Origin of the sequence: Klebsiella sp. OBRC7 (assembly GCF_000293135.1) — a bacterium.
Classification (GTDB): Bacteria; Pseudomonadota; Gammaproteobacteria; order Enterobacterales; family Enterobacteriaceae; genus Klebsiella; species Klebsiella michiganensis.
Map to the genome: position 1 here is coordinate 120,905 of NZ_ALNJ01000076.1, position 11,608 is coordinate 132,512.

An 11,608-nucleotide genomic window follows, 5' to 3' on the forward strand; every position below is an offset into this window, starting at 1 on the left:
GAGGTTTAAGGAGAAGGACTATGTTTACGGTAATTTTTGGTCGTCCAGGCTGCCCCTATTGCGTTCGCGCCAAAGAGCTGGCGGAAAAACTGAGCAACGAGCGTGATGATTTTAACTATCGCTATATTGATATTCACGCTGAAGGCATCAGCAAAGCCGACCTGGAAAAAACCGTGGGTAAACCGGTTGAAACCGTACCGCAGATTTTTGTCGATCAGAAGCACATTGGCGGCTGCACTGACTTTGAAGCCTGGGCGAAAGAGAATCTCGGCCTGTTCGCCTGAGACGGCTCACTCCTCTGACGAGTGCCTGCGTCTGGTATCAAGCCAGGCGCAAATAAATAAAAAGCACAGCGCGCCCAGCGCGCACCAGAACACCGCGCTAAACAGCCACGCCAGTTCCTGCCAGAAAGAACGCTCGGTCACAAAGAAAAGCCGCATAACTACCAGACAGACAGGTGCAGCCAGCATCGCGCCGATAAGCGGACGCAGTACCCGCTGCCCGGGAGAGAGGCAGCTTGCCGCCGCACCGGGGAGCAAAAAGAACAGCAGCCCGAGCTCAGGGTGACCGGTAGCCCGAAAGGCGCCTTTCATATGTAACAGTAGTGATAAACAAACCACGATAAATAGAAAGAACCCACAGATAACACCGGCCCAAGCACGCTCAGATTTCACGACATCCTCCTGATTTTGCCTCTAACCAACTTCCACTTCGCCCAGTCAGATAAAGATTCTGGCAATCCATGCCAATAAAAGATCCCGTCAATGTAAACACGATTGTTACTAGCCGCAGCCTCCAGGAAAGATTAAACTGTCGACTATATTTTGCTGGTTATAACGGGATGCCAGAATAGCGTTCGGGACAACGCGAACACTGGACCAACCTTAGACCAAATAACCATTTCCTTCAACAACTTACTAGTAAATGAGAAGTTGGCTTTCGTGAATATAAACGTCGCAGATTTGTTAAACGGGAATTACATCCTGTTATTGTTCGTTGTGCTTGCATTAGGACTCTGCCTCGGGAAACTGCGTCTCGGGTCGGTACAACTTGGTAATTCCATTGGCGTTTTAGTGGTTTCCCTATTATTAGGGCAACAGCATTTCAGTATTAACACTGATGCCCTCAATCTCGGCTTTATGCTGTTTATTTTCTGCGTCGGCGTGGAAGCGGGGCCCAACTTTTTTTCTATTTTTTTTCGCGACGGCAAAAATTACCTGATGCTCGCGCTGGTGATGGTCGGCAGCGCGATGCTGATCGCCATGGGGCTGGGTAAGCTCTTCGGCTGGGATATCGGCCTGACGGCCGGGATGCTCGCCGGCGCCATGACCTCCACGCCCGTGCTGGTGGGCGCCGGGGATACGCTACGGCACTTCGGCATGCCCAGCGACCAGCTCGCCCTCTCGCTCGATCATCTGAGCCTCGGCTATGCGCTGACCTACCTGATTGGCCTGGTCAGCCTGATCGTTGGCGCCCGCTATATGCCGAAGCTGCAGCATCAGGATTTGCAGACCAGCGCCCAGCAAATCGCCCGCGAGCGCGGCCTCGATACCGACTCCCGGCGTAAGGTCTATCTGCCGGTGATCCGCGCCTACCGCGTCGGTCCGGAGCTGGTGGCGTGGGCTGATGGTAAAAACCTGCGCGAGCTGGGCATTTACCGCCAGACCGGCTGCTACATTGAGCGCATCCGCCGCAACGGCATTCTCGCGAACCCGGACGGCGATGCGGTGCTGCAGATGGGCGATGATATCGCCCTGGTAGGTTACCCGGATGCCCATGCCCGCCTCGACCCAAGCTTCCGTAACGGTAAAGAGGTCTTCGACCGCGATCTGCTCGATATGCGCATCGTCACCGAAGAGATCGTGGTCAAAAACCACAACGCCGTCGGCCGCCGCCTGGCGCAGCTGAAGCTTACCGATCACGGTTGCTTCTTAAACCGCGTTATCCGCAGCCAGATCGAAATGCCGATCGACGACAACGTCGTTCTCAATAAGGGTGATGTGCTGCAGGTTAGCGGCGACGCGCGTCGCGTTAAAACCGTGGCGGATCGTATCGGCTTTATCTCCATCCACAGCCAGGTGACCGACCTGCTCGCCTTCTGCGCCTTCTTTATCGTTGGCCTGATGATCGGCATGATCACCTTCCAGTTCAGCTCGTTCAGCTTCGGCATCGGTAACGCCGCCGGCCTGCTGTTTGCCGGCATCATGCTCGGCTTCCTGCGCGCCAACCATCCAACGTTCGGCTATATCCCGCAGGGGGCGCTGAATATGGTGAAAGAGTTCGGCCTGATGGTATTCATGGCCGGCGTGGGGCTCAGCGCCGGCGCCGGCATTAATAACGGCCTCGGCGCCGTCGGCGGTCAGATGCTGGCGGCAGGCCTTATCGTCAGCCTGGTGCCGGTGGTTATCTGCTTCCTGTTCGGCGCGTACGTCCTGCGCATGAACCGCGCGATGCTCTTCGGCGCCATGATGGGCGCCCGCACCTGCGCGCCGGCGATGGAAATCATCAGCGATACCGCGCGCAGCAATATTCCGGCGCTGGGATACGCCGGGACCTACGCCATCGCTAACGTGTTGTTAACCCTGGCGGGTACGCTGATTGTCATCATCTGGCCGGGGCTACAGTAAACTTTTCAGAAAAAAAACGCGTATACGCAGAACTTTTTTTGCTGGCATCAGTCATAAGTAGTGCCACTGCTTTTCTTTGATGTCCCCATTTTGTGGAGCCCATCAACCCCGCCACTTAGGTTCAAGGTTGATGGGTTTTTTGTTTTCTGCGCCCCGCTCACGCTCCCGCCAGCCGGTCTACCATCAGTCGAATCGCTTCTCTCGATAGCGGCGCTCTGTCGGTCACGAAGTGCAGCGTCATGCCCTCGATAAAGGCGTCAAGCCCGCGGGCCGTTGCCGGTTCAAACCACTGCTCAAGAGTCTGCTGGCTGCGCAGCATCCAGTTCTGCATGACCGCTTTTAAATTCGGCTGGCTGCTGCAAAAAGCATACAGCTGATACATCAGCTCCATATTGCGCGCGGTGGTGACCTGGGCGCTAAAAATCAGTTCGGCAATGGCGTCACAGGCCTCTTCGCGGCTATGCACATCGGCAAAAAATTGCTGATACTGCGCCGACATCTGACCGGTAAACAGGCTGAACGCCTCTTCGACCAGCGCCTCAATGCCGCTGAAATAGTAGGTCAGCGAGCCCAGCGGCACGCCCGCGCAGGTGGCGATTTTCCGGTGCGTAACCGCGTGGATACCGTGTATCGCGATCGTGTCCAGCGTCGCCTGCAAAATCCGCTCCCGGCGCTGCGGGTCGTTTGGTCGACGGGCCATACTCTTTTCCTCTTTCATTTAAAATGCCTCAGGCTGAATCGAATCATAGAGGTCAATAAAAAAGCATTCCTCAGCAAGCAACCTGGATGTACAAATGTACACAACCTTGCTAATGTTGTCTGCATCTCTTCACTCTCGGGCATTTACGGATGACAGCGCAAACCTCCCGCAGAGCCCTTCAGCTAAGGCTGTGGGCGCTCTTCATGTTCTTTTTTATCCCCGGATTACTCATGGCCTCATGGGCGACCCGCACGCCGGCGATTCGCGATCTGCTCGCGCTATCGACGGCGGAAATGGGGATTGTATTATTTGGACTATCCATAGGTTCGATGAGCGGCATCCTCTGCTCAGCGTGGCTGGTCAATCGATTCGGCACCCGTAAAGTGATTCGCGCCACCATGTCCTGCGCGGTGGTCGGCATGCTGGTGCTCAGCGCCGCGCTATGGTTTACCTCGGCGGTGCTGTTTGCTATTGGCTTAGCCATCTTCGGCGCCAGCTTTGGCTCCGCGGAAGTGGCCATTAACGTCGAAGGCGCCGCCGTTGAACGTGAGATGAATAAAACCGTCCTGCCGATGATGCATGGTTTCTACAGCTTCGGTACGCTCGTCGGCGCCGGGATTGGTATGGCGGTAACCGGCTTCGGCCTGCCCGCCGCGCCGCACATCCTGCTGGCGGCGCTGGTGGCCGTCGCCCCCATTGCTATCGCCATTCGCGCGATCCCCGAAGGCACCGGCAAAAATGCGGCGGAAGCGGCGCGCCATGAAGGCAAAGGCCTGCCGATATGGCGCGATGCCCAGCTGCTGCTGATTGGCGTGATCGTCCTGGCCATGGCCTTTGCTGAAGGCTCCGCCAACGACTGGCTGCCGCTGCTAATGGTTGACGGCCACGGCTTCAGCCCAACCTCCGGCTCGCTGATTTACGCAGGCTTCACCCTCGGCATGACCCTTGGCCGCTTTACCGGCGGCTGGTTTATTGACCGCTACAGCCGGGTGACGGTGGTTCGCGCCAGCGCGGTAATGGGCGCCCTGGGCATTGGCCTGATTATTTTCGTCGATAACCCGTGGGTCGCCGGTCTCTCCGTACTATTATGGGGCCTCGGCGCATCGCTGGGCTTCCCGCTGACCATTTCTGCCGCCAGCGACACCGGCCCCGATGCGCCGAAGCGCGTCAGCGTGGTGGCGATTACCGGCTACCTCGCCTTCCTCGTCGGGCCGCCGCTGCTGGGCTTTCTCGGCGAACACTTCGGCCTGCGCAGCGCCATGATGGTGGTGCTGGCACTCGTGCTGGTCGCGGCCATCGTCGCCCGCGCGGTAGCGAAGCCACAATCTGAACCCGTGATGGAGAACAGTTAATGAGCATCAAATTGATTGCGGTAGACATGGACGGCACCTTTCTGAGCGATGCCAAAACCTATAACCGTCAGCGCTTCCTCGCCCAGTATCAACGGATGCGCGAGCAGGGCATCCGCTTCGTCGTTGCCAGCGGCAACCAGTATTACCAGCTTATCTCCTTCTTCCCCGAAGTGGCCCATGAGATCGCCTTTGTCGCCGAAAACGGCGGCTGGGTGGTCAGCGCCGGAGAAGATGTGTTTAACTGCCGGATGCCGCAGGAGCATTTCAATACTGTTATCGACCATCTCCAGACGCTGGCCAACATTGAAATCATCGCCTGCGGCAAGCGCAGCGCTTATACCCTCAACCAGTATAATGATGAGCTGAAAGCGGTCGCGGCGAAGTATTATCATCGCCTCGAACTGGTCGACGACTTTAATCATATTGCTGATGATGCAATTCTGAAGTTCGGCCTCAACGTGCCGGACCAGCTGATCCCGCAGATACAGCCGAAGCTGCACGCCGCACTTGGCGATATGGTGACCGCGGTCGCTACCGGCTACGGCAGCATTGACCTGATTATTCCCGGCGTGCATAAAGCCAACGGACTGCGCATCCTGCAGGAGCGCTGGGGCATCGAGAACCATGAAGTGGTGGCGTTTGGCGATAGCGGCAACGATATCGAAATGCTGCAGCATGCCGGCTTCGGTTTCGCCATGGCCAACGCCGCCGCGCCGGTGAAGGCCGTCGCCGGCTACCGCGCGCCGCACAATAACGAAGAAGGCGTGCTGCATATTATTGATAAAGTGCTTAATCGCGAAGCGCCGTTCGCCTGAGGCCGCGCCTGCTGCGGCGCGTAACGTCGCAGCAGGGTATCTGAAGATTACTGCGGTTCGAGGGAGCTGCCTACGCGTTTATCCTTCAGGAAGTAGACCGTCATCGCCAGCCAGAGCACCCCGCTCATCAGGTTGAGCAAGCTGAAGAGACCGCTGCCGCCAGCCTCATAGGCGTGCTTGCTCACTTCGATACCCACGGTAAAGATCAGCATTTGCAGCATCCCCATCGCCGCCGACACCGTTCCCTTGCTCATCTCGCTGGCAAACAGCGTCAGGCGTACCAGCCCGGCGTTAGCGAGCCCAATCCCGAAGGCGTAAATGCTCAGCCCGGCGGTCATCCACAGATACGCATGGGTTGACGCCACCGTCGCGACGGCGGCGATCAGCAGGCCGATCATAATTGGCCAGCCGCCGAGAATAATCAGCGAACGCACCGTCTTGCGGGAAGTCTGGCGCGCCAGCACCAGGTTACCGGCAATCAGCGCGCCAAATATCGGCACCTGCAGCAGACCATACTCGTAGCTGGTCGCCTGCTCCCCGCTGATGATGATCACCGGCGATTGAGCAATCCACGCCAGCAGCGGCAGGCTGACAAAGCCGGTGGCCAGCGCGCCGGCGACAAAACGCAGGTTTTTCAGCACTTCACGATAATCACGCCCCAGCTCTTTAACCGATAGCTTCTCCCCCATGCGGGTGGCGGTTTCCGGCATCGCCTTCTGTAGCCCAAAAAAGGCGATAGCGGCCAGCACGGCAAACAGGACAAACATCATCTCCCACGGCAGGAGATGAACCCAGGCCGCGCCCACCAGCGGCCCAAGCAGCGGCGCAATCAGCGCGACGTTGGCCATCAGCGCCGTGATCTTGATGCACACCGCCTCTTCAAAAGACTCCTGTATCGCCGCATAGCCAACCGCGCCGATAAAGCACAGGCTGATGCCCTGCAAAAAGCGCAGCAGCGTGAACTGCTCAATCGTCTGCGCCAGCAGCGTCGCCAGGCAGGTCACGATAAACCACACCACCCCGGTCAGCATGACCGGACGGCGGCCGATGCGATCCGAAAGCGGCCCCAGCAGCCACTGCAAAAACATACCGCCGGCCAGATAGGCGGTCATTGAGGTCGGAACCCACTCATTGCCCACGCCAAACTCTTCCACCACCGAGAGCATACCCGGCTGGATCATGTCATTGCCGATATAGGTGGCGAATTCGTATAACACCAGGCACAGCGGAAAGAGCAGCGCCTGACGTCCGAGGCGTTTGCCTGAAAGCGAAGAATTGTGCATGAAATCTCTTATTTAAATAAAACCGCGCAAAGTTTAATGAAAGTCGTGCCGGGGAGATAGTGAATTGTGAGCGATGAAGAGAAATATCGCCACGCAGAGACCGCGTCGCCATTACCGAATGAAAATCCCACTGTATATATTTCGTTTATGTTTCAATTAGATTACAGGCTATATACTCCTTTACTCAGTCTGTTAACGAAGCCATATGCCCACTTTCATTCATAACAAACTGATAATTAAGACAATACTGCTTTACCTTATCGCCACCGTTTTTTAAGGTGAGCGGCTTGTTGCTAACGGACCTAAGAGCCTGGATGTATGCTGGAAAATATTAACTACTCGCTGTTTGCATTCCTCAATGCCACCCCCGCGTCGCCGTGGTGGGCGATTGAAATCGCGACGTTCATCGCCAAAGACCTGATTATTATTGTGCCATTATTGGTATTCGCCTTATGGCTTTGGGGGCCAAACCAGCGTCAGCTAGTATTTAAGGTGATGATGGCGCTCGCGATTAGCCTCACGCTTTCATGGATATTCGGCGTGTTTTTTCCGCATGAACGTCCCTTTGCCGCCGGTGTGGGCTATAACTTCCTGCATCATTCACCCAATAACTCCTTCCCAAGCAATCACGGTACTATCTGCTTTACCTTTGCGCTGGCCTTTATGTTCTGGCACCGCCTGTGGTCGGGCGCGCTGCTTATCGCCGTTGCCTGCGCGATTGCCTGGTCCCGGGTCTATCTCGGCGTTCACTGGCCGATGGATATGCTGGGCGGGCTGCTCACCGCGATGATCGCCTGCCTTAGCGCCCAACTGCTGTGGCAAAGCGGCGGAAAAACCCTCTATCAGCATCTGCAGCGGCTGTACCGCCTGTTCTTTTCGCTGCCGATTCGCAAAGGCTGGGTGCGCGAATAGACGTTCCTGACCAGCCGGTAAAGTTGCGGCAGCGCCCGATTCCTGCGCGTGACTAAGCCTCTTCCGGCAGGTAAAATCGCCGCTGACGCCCTGTCAATGCAGGGCGCTTTCAGCTTAGAGGGAATATGGAAACTCGTCGTGACGAACGCATCAGCCAGCTTATTCAGGCACTCAAGCGCAGTGATAAACTCCATCTAAAAGAAGCGGCCACCCTGCTTGGCGTGTCAGAGATGACCATTCGTCGCGACCTCAACGGCCACAGCGGCCCGGTCGTGTTGCTGGGCGGCTATATCGTTCTGGAGCCGCGCAGCGCAACGCACTATCTGCTGAGCGATCAGAAAACGCGCCTTGTGGATGAAAAACGCCGCGCAGCCCGCCATGCGGCAAAGCTGCTTGAGCCCCACCAGATGGCCTTTTTTGACTGCGGGACCACCACGCCGTGGATCATCGACGCCATCGATAGCGCCCTGCCCTTTACCGGCGTCTGCTATTCGCTCAATACCTTTCTTTCCTTACAGGAAAAGCCCCAGTGCCGCGCGATTTTGTGCGGCGGCGAGTTCCACGCCAGCAACGCCATTTTTAAACCGCTAAGCCTGCAGGATACGCTGAGCCACCTGTGCCCGGACATCGCGTTTTATTCCGCCGCGGGCGTCGATTGCGAGCAGGGCGCGACCTGTTTTAACCTGGAAGAACTGCCGGTCAAACACTGGGCGATGAAAAGCGCGCGCTACCACGTGCTGGTTGTCGATCACAGTAAATTCGGCAAAGTCCGGCCGGCGCGGATGGGGGATTTATCGCAGTTTGACGTAATAGCCAGCGACGTGTGTCCGGATGACGATCTGCTCGCGCTGGCGAAGGAAAAACAAATTTCACTGCTTTACTAACCGCGCCCCGCAGGGCGCGGCCTGCATTTTAAGAGAACCAACCGCCGAACCAGCCGTGCAGTTTCATCAGCACGAAATCGATCATCCGGCTAAAGAAACCGCCTTCGTTTACCGCTTCCATCACAATCAGCGGCCGCTGCTCAATGGTTTTATCATTCAGTTTAAAGTCGATGGTGCCGACAACCTGCCCTTTGGTCAGCGGCGCGGTCAGCTGCGTATCGTTCAGGGTGTAGCTGGCCTTGAGGTTTTTCAGCTGGCCTTTCGGCAGCGTGATGGAACCCGCCTCGCCCGCCCCCAGCTTCGCTTCACTGCTATCGCCAAACCAGACGCGCTGGGTAATGAAGGTGGCATCGGGTTTAATCGGCGTCACGGTTTCATAGAAGCGGAAGCCCCAGGTCAGCAGTTTTTCTGATTCGTTAAAACGGATACGGTCAGTTTTGGTGCCGAGCACGACGGCAATCAGGCGCATATCGTTTTGCGTCGCGGAAGAGACCAGATTGTAGCCCGCCCCGGCTGTGGTCCCGGTTTTCACCCCGTCAGCGTTGAGGTTCGTGCTCCACAGCAGGCGGTTGCGGTTCGGCTGGCGGATTTTGTTGAAGGTGAACTCTTTTTCTTTATGGATCGCATACTCTTCCGGTACGTCATGGATCATCGCTTTGGTGAGCAGCGCCATATCGCGGGCGGTACTGAACTGGCCCGGCGCGTCCAGACCGTGCACGGTCATAAAGGTGGTGTTGGTCAGGCCCATTTTCTGCGCATAGCCGTTCATCAGGCTGACAAACGCGTCCTGGCTGCCCGCCACGTAGTCGGCTATCGCGATGCTGGCGTCGTTGCCCGACTGAATGATGACGCCCTTGTTAAGATCTTCTACCGACACCTGCATCCCCGGCTTGAGAAACATCACCGAAGAGCCGCGCAGCGCCGGGTTACCGGTGGCCCACGCATCGCGTCCGATGGTCACCATATCAGTAGACTTAATCTTACCCGCCTTTAACGCCTGGCCGACAACGTAGCTGGTCATGATTTTGGTCAGGCTCGCCGGGTCGAGTTTTTCGTCGGCATTGCCTTCGCTGAGCACTTTGCCGCTGGCATAGTCCATCAGGATCCAGGCTCGCGCGTCAATGGATGGCGCATCGGGGAGTTGTTCCGCCGCCTGCACCGCAGGCGCAACGAGAAGTAAAAGCGCGCAGCCTGCCGCGAGGCCGCGAAGGGAAAAAGCATCATGCGTCATAAGAGCCACCCAAGTATCCTTTCCAAACAAAAATATGCCGCCACACTCGTTCCGCGCCGCAGCAGCCGGTGAGTAAAGCGTACAAATGACCTTAAAGAAACAGCGAGTTGGTAAAGTTTTTAAAGTTTACGCAATAACCTCGTCCGGTGCTGCAAACAGCGCAATTTTTTTGATCGCGGTTGCCTAAATATTAACTTTATTATGGCATGCAAAAAAATAGTTTAGCAAATTCAATGATCTGCAATATTTTCAATAATATAGCACTGTTTACTTCAGGACAAGTGCGTACAAATACGGACATTTGATTGCCCCAAATCGTGCCCCAAAGGTCATTTTGCCCCAAAATCTGCCCCAAATAACAGTTCAACAAAGAGCAGCTTAGAGTAATCTGAAAGACGCTCGGGAGTCGGCAGATTGCTGGTTTGTGTGCTGACCGGTCTGTACAATCACCCACGGTGTCTATTCTGCTCGAATGGCACCAGCCCTGCCCGATAGCTCTTGCATGCGGCTACCTGATGGGGCACTTACTCTGTGACTCTTCTGGCACTACTACTGCTTACAGTAACTTCTGGTAACGATTTTGCCGCCCGACGTAAAGCAGTGTTGAAGGCAATTAAAGTGACTGGCCGACGTTCGTACTTCACACGATTCGAGTGACTCTGAAACACAAAAACGTCATCTGGATAGTTTTCCCTTCTACGATCAATTATCGCTATCGCTGGAGGCGTCAATTCAACACGCAGTGCTTTCAGGCGTCCCTGTTCTCGTAGCAGTATAGAATCACCATCAGTATCATCGTGGCGAAGCGCCAGCAACCTCCCGACGCTTAGCCCCGTGTGAAAGATCAGTGCCCACAAATCAGCCCAAGTATCTGAGATGTTAGCAAGTTGACTATTTATTACCAAAAATTGCGCGAACGTTAACGTTTTCTTACTACTCACAGTTAACCAATCTTTCATCTATTATTCGTGGGGTTATTATCTCAGATGTTAACTTCAGGCAACAGTAGTTAAAGTAAGGTTGCTCTCACCAAGTTTTCAAACAGGGCTATCATCCTGCCTCATATCGTTGATCACGTGCGTTGCAACTCCGAGCACTTCAACCTCATCCATGGCATCACCTTCAATCGATTCTCCCTCAACAGTGATAAATGAACGGCCCATAAGTTTTGCAAACTGAAGTTCTCCAGCAGAGCGGATAAGCAGAATACTCCCCTGCTTCACTTTCATGGACAAATCAAGAACAACATACCCACGGTCAGTTGCAATAACTCTTGAGTTTGCTGTGATGTTGCACAGAGAATTCACTGTCAAAGCAGTTTCAATGTAGTCCGTAGCCGGTGACGGGAACCCCATGATCTGCCCTCCACTAAATACTGTTTATATATGGGTCTTCCCTTGTTGTGGTGGCTGAAGGCATGATAATGGTGTATTTAATCGCCAGAGGTCACCGCCATGGACGAAAAGTCCCTCTACGCTCATATTCTCAATCTGTCCGCTCCGTGGCAGGTAAAGTCCCTTTCTCTCGATGAAAATGCCGGTTCTGTTACTGTCACTGTTGGGATCGCTGAAAACACCCGGTTAGCCTGTCCGACCTGCGGTAAATCCTGTTCTGTTCACGATCACCGTCATCGTAAATGGCGCCATCTTGATACCTGCCAGTTCACCACCATTGTCGAAGCCGATGTTCCCCGCATTATGTGTCCGGAGCATGGCTGCCAGACATTGCCTGTACCGTGGGCAGGGCCTGGCAGCCGGTATACGCTGCTGTTCGAATCGTTCGTGCTCTCATGGCTGAAAATCAG

General features: G+C 55.5%; 13 protein-coding genes. 7 read left to right on the forward strand and 6 right to left on the reverse strand.

Annotated elements, in window-relative coordinates; genetic code table 11:
* Window positions 1–20: 20 nt before the first annotated feature.
* On the forward strand, window positions 21–284 hold the full coding sequence (locus HMPREF1144_RS15335; RefSeq protein ID WP_004100567.1) for a GrxA family glutaredoxin: 264 nt from the start codon (window positions 21–23) through the stop codon (window positions 282–284).
* 6 nt (window positions 285–290) lie between these two features.
* Here the strand turns inward: HMPREF1144_RS15335 and ybjM are convergent, their stop codons facing one another.
* Window positions 291–674: an inner membrane protein YbjM gene (ybjM, locus tag HMPREF1144_RS15340; RefSeq protein ID WP_042927845.1), complete on the reverse strand. Its 384-nt coding sequence runs from the start codon at window positions 672–674 to the stop codon at window positions 291–293.
* Between the two features lie 267 nt (window positions 675–941).
* On the opposite strand from ybjM, the gene HMPREF1144_RS15345 reads away from it, so the two are divergent.
* Complete coding sequence (locus HMPREF1144_RS15345) at window positions 942–2,627, forward strand: aspartate:alanine antiporter (protein WP_004849356.1); 1,686 nt, start codon at window positions 942–944, stop codon at window positions 2,625–2,627.
* Window positions 2,628–2,784: 157 nt separating this feature from the next.
* Here the strand turns inward: HMPREF1144_RS15345 and HMPREF1144_RS15350 are convergent, their stop codons facing one another.
* On the reverse strand, window positions 2,785–3,327 hold the full coding sequence (locus HMPREF1144_RS15350; RefSeq protein WP_009653296.1) for a TetR/AcrR family transcriptional regulator: 543 nt from the start codon (window positions 3,325–3,327) through the stop codon (window positions 2,785–2,787).
* A 149-nt stretch (window positions 3,328–3,476) separates the two neighbouring features.
* Here HMPREF1144_RS15350 and HMPREF1144_RS15355 point away from each other — a divergent pair, with 149 nt between their 5' ends.
* Entirely contained in the window at window positions 3,477–4,679 is a 1,203-nt protein-coding gene (locus tag HMPREF1144_RS15355) for an MFS transporter (protein WP_042927846.1), read from the forward strand.
* Complete coding sequence (locus tag HMPREF1144_RS15360; RefSeq protein WP_004849351.1) at window positions 4,679–5,494, forward strand: Cof-type HAD-IIB family hydrolase; 816 nt, start codon at window positions 4,679–4,681, stop codon at window positions 5,492–5,494. Before HMPREF1144_RS15355 ends, HMPREF1144_RS15360 begins: the two co-directional genes overlap by 1 nt.
* A 47-nt stretch (window positions 5,495–5,541) precedes the next feature.
* On the opposite strand, the gene HMPREF1144_RS15365 is transcribed toward HMPREF1144_RS15360, so the two are convergent.
* Window positions 5,542–6,777, reverse strand: a complete 1,236-nt coding sequence (locus HMPREF1144_RS15365; protein ID WP_004849349.1) for an MFS transporter — start codon at window positions 6,775–6,777, stop codon at window positions 5,542–5,544.
* A gap of 318 nt (window positions 6,778–7,095) precedes the next feature.
* Between HMPREF1144_RS15365 and ybjG the strand changes: the two genes are divergently transcribed.
* Window positions 7,096–7,689 carry an undecaprenyl-diphosphate phosphatase gene (gene ybjG, locus HMPREF1144_RS15370; protein ID WP_004849347.1) on the forward strand — a complete coding sequence of 198 codons (594 nt, stop codon included), beginning with the start codon at window positions 7,096–7,098 and terminating at the stop codon, window positions 7,687–7,689.
* Between the two features lie 125 nt (window positions 7,690–7,814).
* Window positions 7,815–8,573 (forward strand): DNA-binding transcriptional repressor DeoR, encoded by a 759-nt coding sequence (deoR, locus tag HMPREF1144_RS15375; protein WP_004849345.1) that lies wholly within the window; start codon window positions 7,815–7,817, stop codon window positions 8,571–8,573.
* A 28-nt stretch (window positions 8,574–8,601) separates the two neighbouring features.
* On the opposite strand, the gene dacC is transcribed toward deoR, so the two are convergent.
* From dacC to HMPREF1144_RS15390, 3 genes are all read right to left on the reverse strand, one after another.
* Entirely contained in the window at window positions 8,602–9,804 is a 1,203-nt protein-coding gene (gene dacC, locus HMPREF1144_RS15380) for a serine-type D-Ala-D-Ala carboxypeptidase (RefSeq protein ID WP_032721350.1), read from the reverse strand.
* 524 nt (window positions 9,805–10,328) lie between these two features.
* Window positions 10,329–10,763 (reverse strand): hypothetical protein, encoded by a 435-nt coding sequence (locus HMPREF1144_RS31620; RefSeq protein ID WP_042927849.1) that lies wholly within the window; start codon window positions 10,761–10,763, stop codon window positions 10,329–10,331.
* Between the two features lie 78 nt (window positions 10,764–10,841).
* On the reverse strand, window positions 10,842–11,159 hold the full coding sequence (locus tag HMPREF1144_RS15390; protein ID WP_042927851.1) for a hypothetical protein: 318 nt from the start codon (window positions 11,157–11,159) through the stop codon (window positions 10,842–10,844).
* A gap of 99 nt (window positions 11,160–11,258) precedes the next feature.
* Between HMPREF1144_RS15390 and HMPREF1144_RS31625 the strand changes: the two genes are divergently transcribed.
* Window positions 11,259–11,608: ISL3 family transposase (locus tag HMPREF1144_RS31625; protein ID WP_009652803.1), on the forward strand; the 350-nt coding region annotated here is incomplete at its 3' end.